The sequence below is a fragment of the Massilia sp. X63 genome (genome assembly GCF_041023745.1).
Lineage (GTDB): Bacteria > Pseudomonadota > Gammaproteobacteria > Burkholderiales > Burkholderiaceae_D > Telluria.
In genome coordinates this window covers 528,339-548,963 of the sequence record NZ_JBFTEF010000001.1, presented here as the reverse complement: position 1 = coordinate 548,963, position 20,625 = coordinate 528,339, and the positions used below count along the sequence as shown (strand labels likewise).

Annotated in this window: 22 protein-coding genes; 12 read left to right on the top strand and 10 right to left on the bottom strand. The window is 60.0% G+C overall.

Annotation, left to right across the window (positions count from 1 at the left end; translation table 11 throughout):
- Nucleotides 1-19: 19 nt before the first annotated feature.
- From AB3347_RS02535 to AB3347_RS02515, 5 genes are read right to left on the bottom strand one after another with little or no spacing between them, the layout of a single operon-like run.
- The gene (locus AB3347_RS02535; protein WP_369090187.1) at nt 20-691 is read right to left on the bottom strand and encodes a type IV secretion system protein; all 672 of its coding nucleotides are present in this window, start codon (nt 689-691) and stop codon (nt 20-22) included.
- On the bottom strand, nt 688-3,147 hold the full coding sequence (locus AB3347_RS02530) for a hypothetical protein (RefSeq protein WP_369090186.1): 2,460 nt from the start codon (nt 3,145-3,147) through the stop codon (nt 688-690). The genes AB3347_RS02535 and AB3347_RS02530 overlap by 4 nt, the downstream gene beginning before the upstream one ends.
- Nucleotides 3,144-3,518: a type IV secretion system protein VirB3 gene (locus tag AB3347_RS02525; RefSeq protein WP_369090185.1), complete on the bottom strand. Its 375-nt coding sequence runs from the start codon at nt 3,516-3,518 to the stop codon at nt 3,144-3,146. The genes AB3347_RS02530 and AB3347_RS02525 overlap by 4 nt, the downstream gene beginning before the upstream one ends.
- Before the next feature lies 1 nt (nt 3,519).
- Nucleotides 3,520-3,807, bottom strand: a complete 288-nt coding sequence (locus AB3347_RS02520; RefSeq protein ID WP_369090184.1) for a TrbC/VirB2 family protein — start codon at nt 3,805-3,807, stop codon at nt 3,520-3,522.
- A 12-nt stretch (nt 3,808-3,819) separates the two neighbouring features.
- Complete coding sequence (locus AB3347_RS02515) at nt 3,820-4,254, bottom strand: hypothetical protein (RefSeq protein WP_369090183.1); 435 nt, start codon at nt 4,252-4,254, stop codon at nt 3,820-3,822.
- A gap of 219 nt (nt 4,255-4,473) precedes the next feature.
- Between AB3347_RS02515 and AB3347_RS02510 the strand changes: the two genes are divergently transcribed.
- The 9 genes from AB3347_RS02510 (at nt 4,474) to AB3347_RS02470 (ending at nt 10,884) form a co-directional block, all read left to right on the top strand.
- The gene (locus AB3347_RS02510) at nt 4,474-4,785 is read left to right on the top strand and encodes a TrfB-related DNA-binding protein (protein ID WP_369090182.1); all 312 of its coding nucleotides are present in this window, start codon (nt 4,474-4,476) and stop codon (nt 4,783-4,785) included.
- On the top strand, nt 4,782-5,591 hold the full coding sequence (locus tag AB3347_RS02505; protein ID WP_369090181.1) for a ParA family protein: 810 nt from the start codon (nt 4,782-4,784) through the stop codon (nt 5,589-5,591). The genes AB3347_RS02510 and AB3347_RS02505 overlap by 4 nt, the downstream gene beginning before the upstream one ends.
- Complete coding sequence (locus tag AB3347_RS02500; RefSeq protein ID WP_369090180.1) at nt 5,588-6,670, top strand: ParB/RepB/Spo0J family partition protein; 1,083 nt, start codon at nt 5,588-5,590, stop codon at nt 6,668-6,670. The genes AB3347_RS02505 and AB3347_RS02500 overlap by 4 nt, the downstream gene beginning before the upstream one ends.
- Before the next feature lie 26 nt (nt 6,671-6,696).
- Entirely contained in the window at nt 6,697-6,996 is a 300-nt protein-coding gene (locus AB3347_RS02495) for a hypothetical protein (protein WP_369090179.1), read from the top strand.
- Between the two features lie 187 nt (nt 6,997-7,183).
- Nucleotides 7,184-7,756, top strand: a complete 573-nt coding sequence (gene mobC, locus AB3347_RS02490) for a plasmid mobilization relaxosome protein MobC (protein ID WP_369090178.1) — start codon at nt 7,184-7,186, stop codon at nt 7,754-7,756.
- On the top strand, nt 7,740-8,858 hold the full coding sequence (locus AB3347_RS02485; protein WP_369090177.1) for a hypothetical protein: 1,119 nt from the start codon (nt 7,740-7,742) through the stop codon (nt 8,856-8,858). The genes mobC and AB3347_RS02485 overlap by 17 nt, the downstream gene beginning before the upstream one ends.
- Before the next feature lie 136 nt (nt 8,859-8,994).
- On the top strand, nt 8,995-9,459 hold the full coding sequence (locus tag AB3347_RS02480) for a hypothetical protein (RefSeq protein WP_369090176.1): 465 nt from the start codon (nt 8,995-8,997) through the stop codon (nt 9,457-9,459).
- Nucleotides 9,460-10,098: 639 nt separating this feature from the next.
- The gene (locus AB3347_RS02475) at nt 10,099-10,392 is read left to right on the top strand and encodes a DUF3717 domain-containing protein (RefSeq protein WP_369090175.1); all 294 of its coding nucleotides are present in this window, start codon (nt 10,099-10,101) and stop codon (nt 10,390-10,392) included.
- Nucleotides 10,393-10,428: 36 nt separating this feature from the next.
- A complete protein-coding gene (locus AB3347_RS02470; RefSeq protein ID WP_369090174.1) occupies nt 10,429-10,884 on the top strand; it encodes a hypothetical protein in 456 nt (151 codons plus the stop codon).
- Between the two features lie 289 nt (nt 10,885-11,173).
- On the opposite strand, the gene AB3347_RS02465 is transcribed toward AB3347_RS02470, so the two are convergent.
- Nucleotides 11,174-11,923 (bottom strand): MBL fold metallo-hydrolase, encoded by a 750-nt coding sequence (locus AB3347_RS02465; RefSeq protein WP_369090173.1) that lies wholly within the window; start codon nt 11,921-11,923, stop codon nt 11,174-11,176.
- A 220-nt stretch (nt 11,924-12,143) separates the two neighbouring features.
- Here AB3347_RS02465 and AB3347_RS02460 point away from each other — a divergent pair, with 220 nt between their 5' ends.
- Entirely contained in the window at nt 12,144-12,953 is an 810-nt protein-coding gene (locus tag AB3347_RS02460; protein WP_369090172.1) for a redoxin family protein, read from the top strand.
- A 14-nt stretch (nt 12,954-12,967) separates the two neighbouring features.
- Here AB3347_RS02460 and AB3347_RS02455 read toward each other — a convergent pair whose 3' ends face one another.
- The 4 genes from AB3347_RS02455 to AB3347_RS02440 form a co-directional block, all read right to left on the bottom strand.
- On the bottom strand, nt 12,968-14,581 hold the full coding sequence (locus tag AB3347_RS02455; protein ID WP_369090519.1) for a methyl-accepting chemotaxis protein: 1,614 nt from the start codon (nt 14,579-14,581) through the stop codon (nt 12,968-12,970).
- Between the two features lie 299 nt (nt 14,582-14,880).
- Nucleotides 14,881-15,708 carry a thiol:disulfide interchange protein DsbG gene (gene dsbG, locus AB3347_RS02450; RefSeq protein WP_369090171.1) on the bottom strand — a complete coding sequence of 276 codons (828 nt, stop codon included), beginning with the start codon at nt 15,706-15,708 and terminating at the stop codon, nt 14,881-14,883.
- Nucleotides 15,709-15,733: 25 nt separating this feature from the next.
- Nucleotides 15,734-17,560 (bottom strand): protein-disulfide reductase DsbD, encoded by a 1,827-nt coding sequence (dsbD, locus tag AB3347_RS02445; protein WP_369090170.1) that lies wholly within the window; start codon nt 17,558-17,560, stop codon nt 15,734-15,736.
- A gap of 48 nt (nt 17,561-17,608) precedes the next feature.
- Nucleotides 17,609-18,415 (bottom strand): prolipoprotein diacylglyceryl transferase family protein, encoded by an 807-nt coding sequence (locus AB3347_RS02440; protein ID WP_369090169.1) that lies wholly within the window; start codon nt 18,413-18,415, stop codon nt 17,609-17,611.
- Between the two features lie 214 nt (nt 18,416-18,629).
- On the opposite strand from AB3347_RS02440, the gene AB3347_RS02435 reads away from it, so the two are divergent.
- Nucleotides 18,630-19,295, top strand: a complete 666-nt coding sequence (locus AB3347_RS02435) for a response regulator (RefSeq protein ID WP_369090168.1) — start codon at nt 18,630-18,632, stop codon at nt 19,293-19,295.
- Nucleotides 19,292-20,614, top strand: a complete 1,323-nt coding sequence (locus AB3347_RS02430) for an ATP-binding protein (protein WP_369090167.1) — start codon at nt 19,292-19,294, stop codon at nt 20,612-20,614. Before AB3347_RS02435 ends, AB3347_RS02430 begins: the two co-directional genes overlap by 4 nt.
- The last annotated feature ends 11 nt before the right edge of the window (nt 20,615-20,625 follow it).

Below are 20,625 nucleotides of genomic sequence, written 5' to 3'. Positions count from 1 at the left end.
ATGAATGGAAGTGGCCCGTTTAGAGCTCTGGCATATCGAACTTCGGGATTTGAGTGCCCGCTGACGCTGCCCGCATCTGGCTGACCATCAGGCGCTGCGCGTGATCCTGCGCCGCAGCAGCGCTCGCGGCGGCCTCGAGCTGGTTCTGGTCCTTGAGCAGCGCGGCGTGCTCGATGGCGATCCGATTAGCCAGGTCGTAGGCCGCCTTGGGATCCTCAGTCCTCGCCAGAGTGACGGTCAATGTCTGCAGGCGCGATTGCCGTGCGGCTGCGTCGTTGAATGCCGTCTGAGCCATAGCCTGATTCGCGGCTGACAGGTTTTGTGCCTGCGCCAGAAATTGTCGAAGTTGTTGCGACATGTGTGCGGTTTGCTGAGGGGTCAGCACAGCCTGCGACTGGCGGATCTGCTGTGCAAGTGACGACAGGTTCCTCATCGACTGGGCCCAATCCGCTGGCAACATAGGTGCAAGAGCAGGCAAGATGGTTTCCATCCCGCGGCCACCGGTCAATGCCTTGTATTGGGCTGTCATGTTCTCGATCTGGGCACGCATTTGCTGGTATTGCTCGCCCCACGCTTTTACCTGCTTTGTCGCCTCCGCAAGACTTTTCACATCGATAACTGCCATCTGCGCATTTGCATGAATTGATGCGCAGGCCAGGGTGACAGCGATAACCACGGTACGAAATTTCATAGCGACTTCCTTTCCTCGTTGAAGTAGGGAATCCAGGCGTCCGGGTCGTCGCCGTACTGCGCGATGAGCCGATCCATCAATGCAAGGCTGGTGGTGCGGGCCGACAAGACGGCCATGTCGTCTTCCATCCCGTCGAGGGGAAGCCTCACTACTGTTGAGTGTCTTCCCTGCTTAAGCAGGAACATGCCGCAGCCCTCGGGCAGGTCAGTCTTGATGAGCTTGAACTCACGCTCGGACAGGCCGAGATATTCCCGGTACTCCTTGCGGTCGGCTTGGGGGTTAGGAAACAGGATCAATGTGGGGCACTGCTCGATTAGCGTGCGAGAGATCTCGAGCCTCAGCGCATCGCTAGGCGATTGCGTATCCAGCACAACGAACCCGTTTAGCTTTCTGACAGTCTTGAGCGCCTTCTTGAAATAGGCAGCGTAGTGGGCGTCGCCAAGCGGCTTCCAGAACTCCGCAACGAACAGGCCAAAACGCCGCCCGTCAACCAAGCGCGATGCCAGGTGCAACAGGTGCATGTTGATCGGCGTGCGCAGTTCGGGGTCATCAAGGTAAGCGGTGGTGTCGAATGCCGTGATGGGTGCGCTTCCGAGCTCACCGGCGATCGTTGGCACTGGGTTGTCGAACACCCATGCCAGCGGTCCATCCTCTCGGCCTGTTTCGCGCGCGTAGCACCAGCGTGCCAGGCGATCGTAAATATCCCCTTTAGGCAGGAAATCCAGCACACGCCCAATGCGCCGTACTCCGCGCGGCTGCATGTGCAGCACCGCGTCGATCGCCTTGTCGACCTCTTTCTCTTCCTGAACGGTCAGCGGCTTGGTATCCACCTCGATTCCGGCTTCGGTAACGACCGGCCGGCTCATCAGCTTGCGCACCAGGACCTGCAAGTGCCGGCGAGTCTCCGGCTCGTCCGGATCAAGTGCGAACGGAGCAAGCCCCGTTGATTCGTTAAGACGCAGTGGATAGACCTTACCGCGCATGCGCCGGACAGCGATTTCGGTGTCTCGGTCTGTCGAAAACAGAACCGATGTCATGCCGAACTTCTGCATCATTGTGAGCGTGAAGGTAACGGTCGCAGTCTTGCCGGATCCAGTAGGCCCCATCACCAGGGTATTTGCCACGTCCTTCTTATTGCCGCCGTTCTTGGCCTTTGGGTCAGAAGCGTGCAGGCTGAAATAATGGGGCGTGCCGGCGGCTGTCACCAGCATGGTGATAGCAGGTCCCCAGTGATTCCCGCTGCGACGCCCAGTCGGGAAGTTGTGCAAGGGGACAAAGCCGCACAGATTGCGGCTATTTATCGGCGACAGGCGCGGTCGCATCGCAAAGTTTGCAGGCAGCTGCGCCCAATAGGCAGCCTCTACAACCAGGTCTTCACGCGCCGGCCTAATGCCGGCGTCAATGAGGACACCGCGAGCATCAGCCACGTTTTCCTGCAGGTCGTCCAGGTTAGCGGCTTTCACCATCACGGTGTAATGCTGGCCACCCATGACGGTTCGACGCGCTATCAGGTCGTCGGCAAGTTCGGGAATTTCATCGATCTGCGACTGGGCGGCGTCGCCAACGTTTTCCATGCGCCGGCCTTTGAGCTGCATCTTGAGCAATGCGGCATCTTTGGCGTGAAATTCGAACGATTGCGTAATGATGAGCTCGAACGGCAGCGTTAGGAGGTCATCGAGGAACAGCGGATTCGTTTCAGATGGATAGGCTTCGATGCCTAGCAGCGCACCAAAATGGGTTCCTGCTGGATTGAGGATCTTCACTGATTCGTCCCCGAAGACCGGACGCATTCCACCGATCAGGTGTTTGAGAGGAACTGGTGCGTAAGGAACACGCTCCCACCTGCCAGTCAAAAGGTAGTTGAAGAACTCGGCCGGCTCGGAAAACAGCACACCGTTGCGTTCATATAGCTCTAAGGATTCGGCCTCGTAGTAACCCAGAGCTGCAACCAGATCGGCTACTACCCTCCCCAGTTCAGCAACCTGCTTGAAGCGCGCCTTTTTGATCTCTTCAGGGCTGCGTGCTGCAAACAGCGCTGCCAATACACTTTCCGTTCGATTTGCGTACGTCCGTAAGACGACAGTGATATATAGCTCGTTTGCCATAAGGCGTTCAGCGCTGACCTTGGCCCTGAAACGTTCATTCAACTCACGCGCGTACCCTAGCGGGAAATCGCCCTCGGGGTATCGGTTCTCCTCACGCCGTACGATGTGCTGCCATATCGTGATGCGCGGATCAGCCAGGCTCATTACGACCCTGTTCAGGCGGTCGTGCCGGTTGTTGATGACATCATCGTCTGCGCATTCGAAGGCTGCACCAGCCAAACGCAGAACGCACAGGCATTCGCCGGCGCTGGTGTCAACGATGCTGCGCGTCAGATGCCCCTTGTAGGGTATGTTTTTGGCGGCCGGCGTCTCGCGCCGTGCAGCCCTTTGTCTCTTCTCTGAAATATTCATCCTTGGTTCTCCTTTCTGAAGCGACGCTTGAGACGCCATCTTTTGAAGAGGCCGGAACGTTCTCTGAACGTCAGCGGGCTATAAGAAGCTGCCGACCAGTACCATCGCGACGCGATGAGTGTGCCCAACGTCGTCCGCGCCCATAGCGCTAGGAGTTCGAAGGTCCGAGGATCTTTCAACGTGATGAGATAGAAAATGCCGTGGACCGGGATGCACATCAGCATCCACAGCAAGTTCTCGGTCAAAGCCAGTGCTTCGACCGAAACCAGCACGTTCAGCATCACGGCCCCGTAGGGCACCCCGAGGACAGTCGAGGGCCGGGTTAGTCCGACCGCAAGCGTGTCGACGTTGACACCGTTCTCGTTGTCCATATCAGGTCCCCGTCCAGCCACGGAACATCGTAACGACCTGGTCACGGCCGAAGAACAACGCAGTCCCGACGATCGCGCCAACGAACCATCCCCAGTTGACGCGGCCTGTCCAGGCGAGGATGCCAACCACGGCGACAGCGAGCGGGATAATCGGAGTCAGGATTTGAACTACCCAGTTGGTAGCCTGGGTGCCGGCGCCAGTGAACTGTGCGAATGCTGGCGTGGCCTGCATGGCGCATAGCGCAGCGATCAGCGCGAAGCTAACTGCACGGTTGACGTTCGTACGCATGATGAATCCCTCCTAAGGGGTGGTTAGAAAGTCGGTCGGTATTTCGAGATCCGGAGCGCGGTTGTACGGGTTCCAGAAAGTGGCCGCCCTGCTTACACGTCGAACGCGAGCCGGGACGGCTGATTGCCTAGCTCTGGCTACTAGCCGGGCGGGTTCGTCTGACTCGCTTTGGTCTCTCACGGCGGCGAGTTCTCGCTGCAGCGCCTTGATGTTCTCTTCGCGGCGATGCACTTCTGCTGCTGACTCTGTGCTTCCTCCCCTGCCAAATGCTCCCTGCGCCTTTGCAAGTTCTTGATGTTCGGCGACCAATTCCGTGCGAAGAATCATGTGCCGATCCTTATCGCGTGCTTGTTGCTCTTCTTTACCAATTGTCATGTTCGAAGCCTGAGCTAACGCACAAGTGGAATACGGAATTAGTAAAAAAATGACAATACAAAATTTGAACATAGGAAATCCGTATCAAAACAGCTTTTTGCTTTTGAAACATTCCGCATCACTAATCAAATGCAGAATCGCAATTGGGTCGCATAGCGAACTAGTTACATCCAAAAGTTAACCACCTGCGCTCATGCAGGACTTTGAGTAAACGCATATTTGAACCGTTGACTTAACAATAAAGTTATCTGGCGCTGAGCAGCGCAAGAAGCGCGATGATGGAGCCGAATCATGAGAAACAAAAAAAGATTATCGGCAACGCACTTTGAATCAATTCAAACTCATCTAGGAAACTTTGAAAAAAAGAATATCAATGCGCTTCGCCGTATATTGGTCGACGGTACAAAGCAGAAAGATATTGCACTTGAGTTAGGAATGAGTAAGGAGGCTGTAAGCGCTATGGTTGGCCGCGCTTGGAAGATTTCCCTACGTTACGGCCAGCGGCCTGAAGGTTGGAGAACCTTTGAGGTGACGCTTCCCTCAGAATACGCTGACGTTATTGAGGAACTTGCCAGCATCTTGCATACAAGGATCCAAAGATGAAAAAGTTCGCAGCAGTGAACCAAAAAGGCGGTGTTGGTAAGACAAACACGAATTGCAATTTCGCGTTCTTCCTCGCTGAATGCGGACACCGTACTTTGCTCATCAATGGAGACGAACAGGAAGACGCTAACGACACGATGGCGGATTTCAGGCTTCCTGGGCTGTACACCCATCAGCTCTTCGGCAGCGACTCACTCGCTGTGCCTCTCCTGTTGAACAAGCTAGCTTTAATGCCTTCTCAGCGGGAACACTTGCGAGAAATTGAAGAGTCGGAGGTCGACGACTTGGATTTGGTGTGCAATCTGACCGCTCGCTTAGAAGAACTTTCCACATACTTTGATTACGCCGTCTTCGATACCGCAGGTGCGAACAGCCGAATAGCAAACGCATTCCTGATTGCTTGTGATTTCGTGACTGTGCCCACGAAAATTGATGAACACAGCATTAGGGAAACCGTGGAAACTATCGGACGAATTGGCGGAATAAGGTCTCACCCTGACCCTCGAGTTCGAAATGGAAACCTTGTTTTTCTCGGCATCCTTGTCAATGAGTTCGACCCTCGCCAACCTTTTCAAGTAAAGCAGTTGAAGTCTCTACTAGAAACCCATGGCAAATTAATGGTTCCGCACGCGATTACAGACCGTCAGGCATATCGAGAGGCAGTTAGTTGCAGGGTGCCTGTTTGGAGACTGAAGAACGATGATGGACGCCATATAAAGACAGCGGCTAGGGAAGCTGGCAAAGAGATCCACGCTGTATTCGCATACTTTAAGAGCTTGATGGGCGCAGACGAGACAATACGATGAGAGCCCTGACGAAGCTGGCCCAGATAGCAAACGTCAGCGGAAAAGACGTTGGGGCACTACCTGAGATGCCGCTTGAGAAGATTCTTCGCGACCCTGAGAATCCTCGTCCCCCCATGCACTTGAGAACGGCTGAAGAACAGCAGAGGCAAACTGAGCTGAATGCAAGCGTTCGGCAGCGTGGGGTCAAGTCGCCCATATCACTGCGTCCTCACCCGACCTTGCAGGACATGTGGCTGATCAATCATGGACATTGCCGCTATGACGCTGCCGAGGCGGCAGGCTCTGCGACGATCCCCTACTTCGTCGATCCGAATTTCGACAGCTACGACCAGGTTGCAGAGAACTTGCATCGATGTGACCTATCGATCTGGGCAATCGCAGCGTTCATCCGGCGCAAGCTAGATGAGGGGCATTCCAAATCACAGATTGCGGAAAGGCTGGCGAAAAACCTGAACTATGTAATCGAGCATCTGGCACTAGTGGATGCGCCTAGTTGCGTTCATCAGGCATATGCGAACGGGGTCAGGTCTCCGCGGACACTTTATGACCTGCGCCGTGCGCACGACGAATTTCCCGAACAGATCGAGAGATGGTGCGCCAGCGGCGCGAAAGTCACACGTGATGCCATCAGTGAGCTGCTGGATGAGTTACGTCATGACGTAACTGCAGCTGCTGCAGAACCTACAGTCGTCTTACGGCAGCAATTCCCGACCTCCTGCACCGGCGAGGTAGAAGTGGCTGCTCCCGACACTGTGCAAGCAATGCTGGACAAGGTGGACAGCGAATCGTTACGTCATGACGTAACGCCGCCATTGCAGAGTGACCATGAGCATCGCCCGTCGGGACTACGTCATGACGTAACGCCACCCTCAGGAAGTGTCCTGTTGCCGACCAATGCGAACTTGGAGCATGGCGGCGCCATATCTACTGCAATCCAGGTTGTCTACCGCGGCATGAAAGCGAGCATCGCATCCGACACTAAGCTCACTATCGCCTTGGAAGGCAGAAGTGAACCTGTGGAGGTATCGCTGGGTGATCTCGTGTTCCAAGCAGCGAAGCGGCGACGCATTACCCGGTGAAGTGAACGGAAACTGAGAGGTCAGGCATGAATGCGGCAATTAGGAATATCACCTTGGGCATAGGACGCGGGGCATGGAGAGCCTTCAGTTTCATCCTTTACGTGCTGTTGCTCGTACTCGGCCGCGTGCTGCTTCCAATCGCAAATCTGGCGATCTTCGTCGGCACCGTCATGTTTCTGTTCTGCCTGGTTCTTCGTCCAGATCTTGCTTTACCTATGTGGGCTGGCGCTGGACTCGCAGTCGGTGCCATCGCGGTGTCGGTCCTTTATGAGGCTGCGTTGCGTGCAGTAGCGCCTCCCAACACCGTGGTTGTTAGCGATGTTTAAGGTGTGCGCCCGCAGTCCCGAAGGGACGAGGACCCCATTGGTAACCTCGAAGAGGTTAACAATCTAAGACGACAGTCTATCCTGCCAAGATCTAAAACCGCAGGCAGAGCAGGCTCGTCGAATACGCACAGAAGCAATGCTGAAGCGATATCGATCCGCAACCGTTGTTACGCCTGGAGGTATGCAAATGCCAATCATAGGAGCAAGAGTCAGTGCAGAGACGAAGGTCGAGTTTGAGTCACTGGCGCATGATCGGGACACGACTTCTTCGCGCTTAGCGGCACTGCTAATCACTGATTTTGTGAAGCATGAGAAAGCGGCATCCACAGAGGCCATCCCGCCACAACGCCCGTGGCCAGCGGCGGCACCCGTCGGGCGAACTGCAGAAGCCAAGACTGAACAGGTCTTCGTTCGCCTTGAGCCATACTACTTTGCCGAGCTTGGGCGTCTAGCGAGCGCGCGGCAGTGGTACCGCGGCACGTATCTCAGTAACCTCTTCCGTGCCCATCTGGACCGGCGGCCGGTGCTATGTGACGTCGAAATTCAGGCCGTGCGCCAGATTGCGCGTCAGCTGGCCGCCATGGGGCGAAACATCAATCAAATAGCCAGGAAGCTGAACACTTCGCTTGAGACGGCGCACCTGGTGACATCACTCGACTTTGAGCTGGTCAAAATGCTGATCGAACTAGAGACGAACGCAGTCAAGGACCTGATAAAGGCGAATGTGCGCGGATGGGGGGTGAATGATGGCGAAGCATGAGGTGCTTGATTCCAGCGAACCTGGGCGCCGTTCTGGACTCCGTCGCCTGGTCTACCGATTCTCGGCAGACGCACAAGCCAGCGCCGGAGCTTCCAACAACGGAGCTTGGCGTGATAGTCGGGACTGGTCCGCCATCAAAGACCGATTACGCTTGACCGTGAAGCGGGCGCCGGAAGTCGTCATCAATGTCAAAGGCAGTCGTCGAGCCAAGGACGGTGATCATGCCGCTGTTGAGGGCGTGCTGCGATACATGATGTATATCTCGCGTAACGGCCGCCTGCTGACTGTGAACGAGCGTGGTGAACAGTTGAATGGCCGTGAGGCGATCCGAGAGGCACATGCGTCCTGGGACCTCGATATGCAGCGCATGCGGAGCGGGAAGAACGAGCCGCTTCATCCTTCATTCAACATCATCTTCTCCATGCCTGCCAAAACCGATCCTGACAGGATGCTGGATGCTGTCCAAGCTTTCGCGCGCGAGCGTTTCCAGGATCATCAGTATGTGATGGCGCTCCATACCCATGACACGGATCCAGCTGACGACGCACCAGAACATCCGCATGTTCACTTGATCTTGAGGGCGGAAGACGATAATGGTCAGCGCATATATATTCGAAAAGCCCATCTGCGCGCCTGGCGGGAAGAGTTTGCAGCGCAGTTACGGGCGCGGGGGATTGAGGCCAACGCAACTCCACGGTCCGAGCGTGGTAGATCGTTCAAATCCAAGCGTAGTGCTGAGTGGCACATCCAGCGCCGATATGAAGAGGACATACGTAGAGGAAGAAATCCTGAACCGCCTAGAGCCCGAACAGGTCGATTCCACGATGCTGCGAAGGAGCTGCAAGAGGGCCGGGTTGAACAGAAGCCGTGGGAGATCGCTATGGCCGCCCGGCGGCGTAATGTGATGCGCGAGTTCGCTCAAAGCGCAACCAGGTTGCGCCAAGAAGGTGACACTGAGCTAGCAGAACAGGTCGAGTGCTTCATGCAGAATATGCCGCCGCTCGATTCCGAGCGTCGCCAGATACAGCGCGCCCTGATCGAACAGGTGCGACATCGTCTGCAGGAGCACGATCTCCTCAAGGAGAAAGATCCACCGCGATAGGTCTGAAGTACCACTCCTGCGATAACGTGAATAGGTCTAGGAGACCTGATGAAGCGCAAGCCGCATTAGGTCTCCTAGACCTAACATGGTTGTAGCCCATCCATACCGGAGGGGCGTACTGGCCTCGGAGGACTAAATGGATATGTTCGCTTTGCAGCCAATTCAGCCTGCTGCTTCGTTGTTTCATATACAGAACCTGGAGTTGGCACCGACTGGCTGGCGCCATTGCGTGGAAAAAATTGCAGAAGGCTTTGCTGAAATGATTGGTGAGCATGCCTATTGTCTGAACTGCGGTGGCGCACTATCTGGCGTTCAGGGACATGATGCTTCCTGCGTGACGATGCTTGCACGCCGCATCCTCACAAATGAGCCCCTCCTGCACGCGTGCCACAAACCTGCATCTACCAATCCAACCATCGATACCACCCATGTCAGCGGCGCTGCTGGAGTAGACATGCCGCTACCGATATGCCGGGCGGCGCCCAATTTAAAGTCCGCGCCTCACGTCGAAATTCCGACTTTCCTGCCAGACACTCACGCTACACGAGCTGATCAGTTCTCGATGAATATCGACCGCCACTGCACCTCCCGAGCCTGGTAGGGACATTTCAATGGCGGCAAAAAGCGCGGTGAAGATTGGGCGACGTTATGGCGTATTTGGCTAAATTGTTTTAGCGCTGCTAGTCCAATCGCTGTTTATGAGCACGGCCAAGACGTGAACGCGAACAGGTCAAGCGATGGCTTGTCGCGGTACCAGCCATGCTCGAAGTGGCATTACTGGCGACATGAATCGCACGGTCGCCAAGAAGATCAGTGCGACGATTGAAACAGCTTCCAGCATCAATAGAGAAAAAACAAGCTATGACCTGCGTATCGCCTGCAACGCTCTTTGTATACACGGATCCTGCCTTCCAAATGCCGACGCCAGAGGATGTGCGAGCGGTCATTCAGATCCTCGATTTGACGGCTGACCAAGTGGCCGGCATCGTAGGTGTAAGGGACGGCCGTGCCGTTCGCCGCTGGCTGGCACCCGTGACATCGAAAACACATGCCCAAATTGACTACGCTACCTGGCGACTCCTTGTACTTGAAGCTGGGTTAGTTCAGCTGCAGAAGCGACGCCTCCGCAGACGTTCTTGACCGGCGCTAGAGCGTCCATCGCTGAAGAACCCAAGACAAAGAAGAGCCAACGAATCGACCTTTCATCCGGTCTCGCCAGAAAACTAAAGGAGACATCATCATGGCCCTCTTCGTCCCGATAGAAGAGTTGGAAGCAACGATCAACAAAGTTCGCCGGGTGGCGCCTCCCGTGAATGGGGTCCTTTCGCCAGAGCTGCGTACTTTGGCAGAAATCTATGGCGTAATGATCTATGCGAGCGAGAGATCGATCGACCTGGACCGACTGAGCGAAAGTACCCGGCTCACTGTTGTCAGGTGTCTGGCGCTGGCCGGGACAACGAACCGCCCCATTAAACCTCGAACGTCCACCGACTTGTCGGCACCATGCATTGATGCGCGCGCGGCATGTCAGTAGCTACTCAAACTTCACCGCCAAACGAAAGGAATCAGCATGAGTCTGCAAATCGCTGTAGCTGTACTGCGTGATCAAGCCGCTGGTCGGCCATTTACGAACCAATCCCAGCTCATTGCTGCCGCGCTCGCACTGGATACGGCAACCTTAGAGCTTGGCAATCAGGATTTAATGGATGCTGCTGCCGGTTTGCGCATGCTTGCTAGCGGTGGAACTTTGGATCTCGCTCAACAGGGGTGTAACCGCGCAGCGCACTTGGCCAATGTGGTTTCAGCCATATGCTGGCGTAAAGACTATGGTTATGTTGGTAGGGCCGGGGTTGTTATCGTCTCAGAAGGAAAGGCGCAAGGGTGGGTAAACGAACTGCGTAACCCGGAGCATTGGCAACCAGGTTGTGTAGCGGTGGACGAGTCAGGGCTAACTTGGACAGCAGTCGGAGGAAATGCGCAGGACGGTGCTATGAGTTGGAGACCTAATGGCGAACATCAAGCTTGATTCGAAGTAGCTTCTCTGGAAGTGGCCTGTCACAATACGCATCCTGGACGTAAAGTGGCAGGTCAATCTCCTCAACATTGAGGACAAAACGGCCCGAAATGCTTCGATGATATTACGGATTATTATCTAAGGAGCATTAGAGCGAAGCGAGTTGCTGGACGCTAGACAAATGCGGACAGTGCGGCATCGCTGAACGTCAGAGTGACTCTGCTTCTCGTCACTAGACTGACACTTCATCCGTCCGCATTTCCCAACTGGAAGCATCGGTTGCCGATCCTTTATCGACGGACTATCCTTGCGGACTCTCCGTCATCTGCTGGCAGTACTTGCCGAGGTTTTCCGACAGATCTGCCGGACACACGCCGCATTGCTTATTGCCGGGAACGGCATAATCGATAAATTTAGGGTATGGCAGGTTGAGCCCCGCCATGATCTGCCGGAACTCCTCGATCGAGCGGTCTGCACCAAGGCGGGGATTGCGCTCCTTCTCCTGCATGACGGAAGACACCCATCTTTTCTGATAATCGTGCGCCGGATAGACGAGCGTTTCATCGGGCAGCGTGAACAGCTTTCCCCGCACGCTGTGATAGAGCGCATCCGCATCGCCCTGCTGGAAGTCGGTGCGCCCGCAAGCTTCGATCAACAGGGCGTCGCCGGTGAAGACGCGGTCACCTAGCACGTAGGCGAAATGCCCCGACGTATGGCCCGGCGTGTGCAGGGGCTGGAATTCCATGGAGCCGACTCTAAATGGCGTTCCCTCTTCCAGTTGAGCATCCGCGCAGTCGACGCGTTCCGCCGCCGGCGCTGCAATCCTGCTCCCCACCTTGTTCTTAAGTTCGAGCGCCGCCGTGATGTGGTCGGCGTGGACATGGGTGTCGATGCTGTATGCAAGTGTCAGCCCCAGGCGCCGAAGCTCCTCCAGGTCACGATCGATGGTCACGATCACGGGATCGATCAATACCGCTTGCCCGGTTTCCGGACAGCCGATCAGATAGGTATAGGTGCTGGACAAGGGCTCAAACAGTTGGCGGAAGATCATTCGGCTTCTCCTACTGACGATCAGGGCGTACATGCCCTCGGGTGCCGCAGTATAGAACGCCGATGAGGTTCCTGGCGCGCGCTGCCACGCTGAAACAGCCGCGCTCGATTGCTAATGCTGCATTAATCCGCGCACTTTAGCATTCCCTGGCAAGCGGTCCCGAAGCCATGACGCGGCCGCTGCATGACGGTCATGCAAGACTGTCCTTTCAGGAGGAGTGGTGGACGAATTCGACATAGGCAGGTGGGCAATACCGGCGCTGGCCATCCTGACCAGCGCTGCAGTGAGCTGGTGGTACCGGCGCAAGCGCGGCTGGCACAGCTGGCCGGTGGTGTGGAAGACGATCCTGGGCGGCCTGGTCGCCGCCCGGATCACGTTCGTGCTCCAGAACGCACCGGAGTACGCCGCCGAGCCGCTCTCGATCTTGGCTGTCAGCGACGGCGGATTCTCGGATACGGCCGGCGTGCTGGTGGCATTCTTGCTCGGCGCGCATCTGACGGCCAGGACGAACACGCCGCGCCGGCCGGTCTTCGCCGCGGTCCTGAGCGCGGGCGTGGTCTGGATCGGCGGCGCCATCGCCATGCTCGATTTCGGACCGCCCAGCACGCCGGTGCCCCTGGTCGAACTGCGCCGGCTCGACGGCACACCGGTGCAACTACGGACCCTGACGGACAAGCCGATGGTGGTCAACCTGTGGGCAACCTGGTGCCCGCCGTGCCGGCGCGAGATGCCTGCGATGCAGGATGCCCAGAAGCGCCATCCCGGCATCACCTTCGTCTTCGTCAACGAAGGCGAGGACGCGGCGGCGATCGAGGCGTTCCTGGCGCAGCAAAAGCTGGATCTCGACAACGTACTGACCGATCGCGCCCGGGAGCTGGGCCGACGGACCGGATCGTTTGCGATGCCGACGACGCTTTTCTATGGCAGGGACGGCCGCCTGTTCCTGCGCCACATGGGTGAACTCGACCGTGACGGCCTCGACAGGCGCCTGGAGATGCTCGCAGCACCTGCGACTGGGCGCAAGCGCTGACCCGCATCAACCGATTACCCCGCCATTGCTGGCAGTGCAAGACGGGACCTGTGCGAGCCGCCGCCGCCCAGGCGCTGCGAATGCGCAGCCGGCTCCGGGGCGAGCTTGAAGGTGCTGACCACCGCCAGCAGCTCCTGCGCCTGCGCCTGCATCGAGTCGGCCGCCGCGGCGGCCTCTTCGACGAGCGCCGCATTCTGCTGGGTGACCTGGTCCATTTGTGCGATGGCCTGGTTGACCTGCGCGATGCCGGCACTCTGCTCCTGTCCGGCGAGCGTGATCTCGGCCATGATGTCGGTGACGCGCTTCACGCTGGCGACGACCTCGGTCATGGTATCGCCCGCGACATTGACGAGCTTGCTACCCGCATCGACCTTGCCCACCGAATCGCCAATCAGCGTTTTGATTTCCTTGGCCGCCGCGGCGCTGCGCTGCGCCAGGTTGCGGACCTCGGAAGCGACGACCGCGAACCCGCGTCCCTGCTCGCCCGCCCGTGCCGCTTCCACCGCCGCATTCAGCGCCAGGATATTGGTCTGGAATGCGATCCCGTCGATGACGCCGATGATGTCGGCGATGCGCTTGGCGGCCTCGTTGATCGCGCCCATCGTGCCGACGACCTCCTCGACCACCTGGCCGCCCTTCAGCGCCACCTGCGAGGCGGTCGTGGCCAGTTCGTTGGCATGCCGGACGCTCTCGGTATTCTGCTGCACGGTGCTGGTGAGTTCCTCCATCGAGGCCGCCGTCTCCTCGAGCGAACTGGCCTGCTCTTCGGTGCGCGCCGACAGGTCCAGGTTGCCCGCCGCGATCTCGCCTGATGCCGTCGTGATCGTGTCGGTACCGTCGCGAACCTTCTGCACCAGGGTCGCCAGGCTGTGCTGCATCTGGCGCATGGCGAACATCAGGCTCGTCTGGTTGCGCTCGTCATCGAGGGCGATTTGCACGGTCAGGTCGCCCGCCGCGATCGAACCCGCGATGCGCGCGGCATAGTCCGGTTCGCCGCCAAGCTGGCGGGTGATGCTGCGGGTGAGCCAGAACGCGACGGCGCCGCCGGCGACGATGGCGAAGGCGGCGAGCGCCAGGCTGGCCAAGAACATGGTCTGGGTACGCGTGATCAGTTCGGTCTTGACCTGCTCTGCCGCCGCGTTCTTTTCCTTCAGGATCTTAAGCAGTTCGCCACGCATTTCACGCCACACCGGGGTTTCCTCGCCATTCAGGATGACGACGCCGGAAGCGGCATCGGTTTTCACGAGTCCAAGGATGCGGTCCTGTACCGCTGCGCGCTGCTGTTGCAGCGTTTCCAGCCTGGTGAGCGCCGTCTGTGCAGCGGCATCCTTGCCCGCATGTGCACGGGCGGATGTCAGGGCGCTACCGAAGTCCTTGCGTGCCGCCGCCAGGTTCTTGTAGCCGATTTCGTTGTCCGGTGCCAGGACGGCGTTGCGCAGCGCCTGCCCCATTTGCAGGCCTTGCGCGTACATCGTGTTTGCGTCGGCCAGGAAAGCCTGGTCCTGATCCACAAATTTGCCGAAGCGCGCCGTCGCATCGCGCATTCCCGAGATCGCGACAGCCAATGCAATCGCGAACAACACAAAGACAATGGCCATGCATAGGGCCATTCTATTCCGAAGTTTCATCCGTTCCTCATCCGATTCTGATCCAGCTGACTGCTCAGCAATAGAGAAAATTATCCGGGGAAACTTAAAATTCCAGAAGGAAATAATTGTGAAAACAGGTTTCTGTGCTGTAAATGACACGGCTGTGCAACAGCATTATGCAATGCGTGTAGCAAGACGTTCAGCCCGCATCTTCGTTGGAAGAAACGGGCCAAATCGACCGATGGGACATCGCATGCGACGCGCGGGCGCGGCAGTTTATCAACGCATATGAAGCCGCGCTTTCCTTGGAAACGGATGCTTCCTCATACCTTGCTGTATTACTTGAATTTGGCCAGCGCCGGGTCGGTCACCGGTTGTTCGGGCAAGCCCGTGATGGACGGAAGCTCCGACAGACGCGGCATTCCGCCTTTCACCTGGACCTTGCCCTGCTTGTCACGCCAGACCACGCCAGGGGTTCCGGCAATGCCGAAGGCCTCCATGAGTTCTCCGTTACGGCGGATCGACGCCGCCACCGACGGGTGCGACTGCTCGGTCTTGCCGGCGTCCGGCTTCCACGGCTTGCCGTGGTTTCCCTCCATGCGCCGGAACGCTGCGGTTTTGTCAGGCGCTGCCAGTACTTCGATCGCTTTCGGCATGCTGGTCGGGCCGAGCGTCGCGACCGGAATCCAGCGCACCTGCAGTCCTGCCGCTTCGTAGGGCTGTACTGCGCGCCACATGAAGTGGCAATATGGGCAATTCGGGTCGACGAAGGCGTAGATGACACTCTTCGGATTCTTCAGGCTGCCCTCGGCGATGAAGGCCGATTTCTCCAGCTGCGCGAACGCGGCGCCGAAATCCGGCTGGGGGATATACATGTCTTCGTGCTGGGCCGACAGATTCTGTCCCCGCTCGTCGATCAGCGCTCCCGCCACCAGGGTCTTCCCGTCGGCCGTGGTGTACACCAGGGAATGGCGTGCTCCTTGGGCCAGCACCCAGCCCGTGAGCCCGGAGGGCGCCGGGAACTGCTTCACCACCTTGACGCCGGCGTCGACGGCGCGCGCGAGCGCCGGCGGGGTCTGCTGGGCGGCAAGGGCCCCCGTGTTGATGAGTGCCGCTGCGAGAGCGGCGATTACCGTGGCTGGAAGCGCGAGTTTGTAAGCCTGCATGTTGTCTCCAATGTGGAAGTGTTATTCAAGGTTGGGTTCCCGTTTGCGCAGCCTCGGCCTTGCGCAGCGAGGCGAGGAAGGCATCGGCATCCTCGTAGCCGATCACCCGGGTGCCGCCGAGTTCGCGGCCGTCAGGACTGAAGAAGATGATTCCGGGTGGCCCGAACAGGCCGAAGCGCTTGAGCAGGGCCTGGTCGGCCGCATTGTTGGCGGTGACGTCGGCCTGGAGGAGGAGCATCCGGCCGAAGCGTTCCTGCACCCGCGCATCGGAGAAGGTGAAACGTTCCATCTCCTTGCAGGACACGCACCAGTCCGCGTAGAAGTCGAGCATGACGGTCTTGCCGGGACTCCTGGCCAGGATGGCGTCGAGCTCCTCGACCGAACGGACGCGCTGGAACGGCGTCTCTCCATGCGCCTCGGCCGTAGCGAACGGCGCCAATGGATCGCTGCCGCCGGCGGCCAGCCCAGCCAGCTGGGTCAGGCCGAGCACCCCTGCGACCAGGCCGGCCGCTACCGCGAACGGCCGGCGCGGTCGTGGCATCAGCAGCGACGCCGCATAGCCGGCGCCCAGCAGGCCCCATCCCAGCATCAGGGCCCGTGACGGCAGGACCGGCGCTGCGATCCACAAGGCGGTACCGAGCATCAGTACGCCGAAGAAGCGCTTGACGCCAACCATCCAGGCACCGGCGCGCGGGAGCAGTGTGCCCGCCGAGGCCCCGACCAGCAGCAGCGGCACGCTCATGCCGGCAGCCATGGCGAACAGCGCGCTGCCGCCGATGAAGGCATCTTTGGTCTGGCTGATGTACACGAGCGCGCCCGCGAGCGGCGCGGCGACGCAGGGCCCGACGATCAGCGCCGAGATGGCGCCCATTGCGAACACACCGGCGTGGGTGCCCGCCCCTTGCCGGTTGGACGCCCCCGCCAGGCGCGACTGGATCACCGCCGGCATCTGCAGCTCGAACACGCCGAACATCGGCAAGGCCAGCACGACCATCAGGAGGGCGAACGCGCCCAGCACCCAGGCATTCTGCAGTGCCGCCGCCAGTCCTTCGCCCGCCAGCCCCGCGGCCACGCCCATCGCGGTGTACACGATCGCCATGCCGAGCGAATACGACACCGACAGTGCCAGGCCACGCACACGCGACGCGGAACCCTTGTCACCGACGATGATCGAGGAAAGGATCGGCAGCATCGGCAGGACGCAGGGCGTGAACGACAGGCCAAGGCCCAACAGCAGGAACATCGGGACGATGACCGCCAGCTCGCGGCTGCTCAATGCACGTTCGATGCGTCCGCTATCGTTGTCGTTCGACAGCGTGCTGTCCGGCGCGGCAGCTGCCGGCTGAGGGCTTGCCTGCGCCGCCGCGGCGGTCGAGGACGCCCCCGCCGGCCCGGCAGCAGCCAGGACCGCGGTCGATGCCATCGGCGGGTAGCACAAGCCCTTGTCGGAGCAGCCCTGCGAGGTGGCCTTCAAGGTGAAACTTCCGTTCCCGTCCACGGGAATACGTACCTTGACGATGCCTCGGTAGGTCTCCATCTCCTTCTGGAAGGTCTCGTCAAAGTGCTTCTCACCGGCCGGGAAGGCAGGCTGTCCAAGCCGGGTCTGCCCGGCTTCGAATGCGAAGCGCTCGCGGTACATGTAATAGCCAGGCGCGATGTCGAAGCGCACTTCAGCCGTCTGTCCGTCGACCATGTAGGCGGCGAAGCGGAATGCCTGCTCAGGGGGCAGGAAATCGTCGTCGGCCGCCGCCGCGCCGTTGGAGGCTGCAAGCAGCACCGCAACAAGCTGGGCCAGCAGCAGCGCACGCAGCCACTGGTGAAATCCGGATACCGTCCGGGATAAGAAAACCATACGCTTTCTCCTGTCGTTTGTTGATGTCGCTATCGCACGCTTTTCGGTTCAGCGCTTGCCGCGCAGGACGGTCAGGTGTTCGGCCAGCGTGGCGCTCGATACCTCGCCCATTCGCTTGTCGACCAGTATTCCGTTTGCGTCGAAGAACAGCGTAGTCGGCAGACCCGGGGCGCCGGCTGCCTTGGCAAGTTCTCCGCCGGGGTCGAGCACCACGTTCCGCAGCGGCAAACCCTCTGCCTTCAGGTAGGCACGCACCGCGGCGCTGTCCTCGCCCTGATTGACGAACACGAAATTCAGGTCGCTCGCTTCCCGCTGCGCCTTGCCCAGTGCGGGCATTTCTCGCCTGCATGGGGGGCACCAGCTAGCCCACAGGTTGACAACCATGGGCTTGCCGGCAAACGAGGCCAATGGAACGGCGCGCCCGTCGAGATCGGTCAGCGTCACTCCGGGCAAGACCTGGCGCTCGTTGGCCATGCGAAGCAGCCCGTTCCCGCCGATCCAGATGAAGATGGCTGCCCATACGGCGATGACGATCGCGGCGCGCTGCTCGGCCCTGCGCCATGCCAGGAGGGTGCCGATGACGACAGCCGCCGCAAAGCCCGCGACAGGCGCCAGCCCGCCGTCGCGCAGGTCGGGCAACCGCCAGGGCTCTTCCGCGTACAGAGGCCAGTAACGGGCAACAAAGACGATGCGGGCGACCAGAATCGCCCCGGCGATGATCAGCCAGAGCGAGCCCTCGGCCTTCACGCCGCTCCTGGCTGCTACCCGGTTGCCGATGGCAGAGCCGATGATGATCGTTGCAAAGATGACCAGCAGTTGCCCGGGCAAGGCGAGCGGTCCGAGTGTGACAGTCATGGTGGTGTGCTTTCCTGCGCATGGCGCCGGCCCGGACGGGCCCGGATGGGCCCGGCCAGCGCCTGGCGAATGCTTCATGCTATTCCTTGCCGATTAGCACCACATTAACGAATCTGCCGAACTGGCAGAACGCCCGCTCCCGCATACCCGTTAATCGCGGCATAACCGTAAAGCGGTAAGATCGCGGTTCCTGCTTTTACTACTCGGGTTAGCCATGCGTGTACTCGTCATCGAAGACGACGAACTTGTCGCCAGCGGCATTCTGGCCGGCTTGCGCCTTTCGGGAATCGGGGCCGACCATGTCGCCAATGCCTCGCAAGCGGAGATGGCCGTCCAGACCGGTCGCTTCGACGTCCTCCTCCTCGATCTCGGACTGCCGGATACGGACGGACTCACGCTGCTCAAGCGCTGGCGCGGCGCGGGCAAGGACTGGCCGGTGCTGGTCCTGACCGCGCGCGACGACGTCCAGGACAAGGTGGCCGGCCTGCGCAGCGGCGCCGACGACTACCTCGTGAAACCTTTCGAGCTCGACGAACTGGTCGCACGGCTGCATGCGCTGCAGCGGCGTAGTGCCGGCCGCAGCGTCGACCGCATCGAGCATGGTCCGCTTGCGTTCGATCCGGCCACCCAGGTGGTGACGCTGGATGGGAATCCGGTCGAGCTGTCGCGGCGCGAGCTGGCCCTGCTCCAGGCCCTCCTCAACAGCGGCCAGCGCATCCTTAGCGCCGACCAGGTCAAGGACAGCCTGTATGGGCTCGGCGATGGTGTCGAGAGCAATGCCCTGAACGTCCACATCTACCACCTGCGCCGCAAGCTCGGGCCGAACATCGTGGAGACCGTGCGTGGCCTCGGGTACCGGCTTGGCAAGGCGGGCGCATGAAGACGCTGCGCCTGCGCCTGCTGGTCACGATCGGCGCTTCGTTCGCGCTGTTCTGGACCCTGTCCTCGGTCTGGACGCTGGTCGACCTGCGCGACGAGTTCCGCGACGCGCTCGACGAGCGGCTTGCCGCATCGGCACGCATGGTCGCCGCCCTGATCGCCGACTCGCCCCATCTTTCGGTGCAGCCGGGCTCGCGCGGAGCCAGCCCCATTCCCTACCTGGTTCGCACCGACAACGTCGCCTGCGAAATCCGGCTGCTGCGGGGCGGCATCGTGGGCCGCACCGAGAACAGCCCGGAACGCCTCGGCCTGGTGTCGCCCGGCTACCGCACCCGCGTCATCGATGGCGTCACCTGGCGCAGCTACACCATCGAGCACAACGGGATGCGCATCACCACCGCCGACAAGGCGGAGCGCCGCCAGCAGCTATTCCGGAATATCGCCTTCGCCACCTTCGTGCCCTTCCTGGTCGCGATGGGCGCGACCCTGATCGCGCTCTGGTTCGCCGTACGCCATGGGCTGCGCCCGCTCGAACGGATCCGCGTTGCCCTCGAAGCGCGTGCGCCCGGTGCGCTCCATCCGCTGCCCGAGCAGGGCCTGCCGCGTGAGCTCGCCCCGCTGGTCACGACCGTCAACGGCCTGCTGGCCAGGATCGAGCACACCATCGAACGCGAGCGGCGCTTCACCGGCGACGCCGCACACGAGTTGCGCACCCCGCTCACCGCCGTGAAAACCCATCTCCAGGTCGCCCGGATGAGCGGCGACGGACCGGACACGGCGGTCGCACTCCAGCAGGCCGAACGCGGGGTGGGCCGCCTGCAGGGCATCATCAACCAGCTCCTGATGCTGGCCCGCGTCGAGGGTTCGATGTCATTCGACGACGACGAGCGCCTGCAGGCTGGCGCGGTCGCGGAGCAGGTCGTCATGCAACTGCCGGCCCAGCAGGTCGCCAGGGTGTGCGTTCGCGACGAAGGCGGCGCAACGCGCGCCCTGCGCATACCCGCATCCCTGGCCGTGACCGCGCTACGCAACATCCTCGATAACGCCTTGCGCTACGGCGATGCCGAGGCGGTGGTCGTGCTGCGGATCGTGCAGCATGGCGGGATGGCGGGTTTCACGGTGGAAGACCAGGGCAGCGGGATGAGCGACGCGGAGATAGGCAAGGCAGGACAACGCTTCTGGCGCAGAGGGAGCGGCCAGGGCAGCGGCCTGGGCCTCTCGATCGTCAAGGCGATCGTCGCGCGCTACGACGGGAGCTGGAAGCTGGAACGCCGCGAGGGCGGCGGCTTGGCCGCGCACCTCGCCTTCCCTGCCGAATAGCGCTTCCGGGC

Bases quoted from the DNA above. Each gene is read 5' to 3' on its own strand.
- AB3347_RS02500 (WP_369090180.1), top strand. From the start codon at position 5,588: ATGAGAGCCCTGACGAAGCTGGCCCAGATAGCAAACGTCAGCGGAAAA.
- AB3347_RS02440 (WP_369090169.1), bottom strand. From the start codon at position 18,415: ATGACTGTCACACTCGGACCGCTCGCCTTGCCCGGGCAACTGCTGGTC.
- AB3347_RS02510 (WP_369090182.1), top strand. From the start codon at position 4,474: ATGAGAAACAAAAAAAGATTATCGGCAACGCACTTTGAATCAATTCAA.
- dsbD (WP_369090170.1), bottom strand. From the start codon at position 17,560: ATGGTTTTCTTATCCCGGACGGTATCCGGATTTCACCAGTGGCTGCGT.
- AB3347_RS02430 (WP_369090167.1), top strand. From the start codon at position 19,292: ATGAAGACGCTGCGCCTGCGCCTGCTGGTCACGATCGGCGCTTCGTTC.
- AB3347_RS02520 (WP_369090184.1), bottom strand. From the start codon at position 3,807: ATGCGTACGAACGTCAACCGTGCAGTTAGCTTCGCGCTGATCGCTGCG.
- AB3347_RS02515 (WP_369090183.1), bottom strand. From the start codon at position 4,254: ATGTTCAAATTTTGTATTGTCATTTTTTTACTAATTCCGTATTCCACT.
- mobC (WP_369090178.1), top strand. From the start codon at position 7,184: ATGCCAATCATAGGAGCAAGAGTCAGTGCAGAGACGAAGGTCGAGTTT.
- AB3347_RS02485 (WP_369090177.1), top strand. From the start codon at position 7,740: ATGATGGCGAAGCATGAGGTGCTTGATTCCAGCGAACCTGGGCGCCGT.
- AB3347_RS02530 (WP_369090186.1), bottom strand. From the start codon at position 3,147: ATGAATATTTCAGAGAAGAGACAAAGGGCTGCACGGCGCGAGACGCCG.
- AB3347_RS02465 (WP_369090173.1), bottom strand. From the start codon at position 11,923: ATGATCTTCCGCCAACTGTTTGAGCCCTTGTCCAGCACCTATACCTAT.
- AB3347_RS02505 (WP_369090181.1), top strand. From the start codon at position 4,782: ATGAAAAAGTTCGCAGCAGTGAACCAAAAAGGCGGTGTTGGTAAGACA.
- AB3347_RS02535 (WP_369090187.1), bottom strand. From the start codon at position 691: ATGAAATTTCGTACCGTGGTTATCGCTGTCACCCTGGCCTGCGCATCA.
- AB3347_RS02455 (WP_369090519.1), bottom strand. From the start codon at position 14,581: ATGAAACTTCGGAATAGAATGGCCCTATGCATGGCCATTGTCTTTGTG.
- AB3347_RS02470 (WP_369090174.1), top strand. From the start codon at position 10,429: ATGAGTCTGCAAATCGCTGTAGCTGTACTGCGTGATCAAGCCGCTGGT.
- AB3347_RS02525 (WP_369090185.1), bottom strand. From the start codon at position 3,518: ATGGACAACGAGAACGGTGTCAACGTCGACACGCTTGCGGTCGGACTA.
- AB3347_RS02480 (WP_369090176.1), top strand. From the start codon at position 8,995: ATGGATATGTTCGCTTTGCAGCCAATTCAGCCTGCTGCTTCGTTGTTT.
- AB3347_RS02475 (WP_369090175.1), top strand. From the start codon at position 10,099: ATGGCCCTCTTCGTCCCGATAGAAGAGTTGGAAGCAACGATCAACAAA.
- AB3347_RS02435 (WP_369090168.1), top strand. From the start codon at position 18,630: ATGCGTGTACTCGTCATCGAAGACGACGAACTTGTCGCCAGCGGCATT.
- dsbG (WP_369090171.1), bottom strand. From the start codon at position 15,708: ATGCAGGCTTACAAACTCGCGCTTCCAGCCACGGTAATCGCCGCTCTC.
- AB3347_RS02495 (WP_369090179.1), top strand. From the start codon at position 6,697: ATGAATGCGGCAATTAGGAATATCACCTTGGGCATAGGACGCGGGGCA.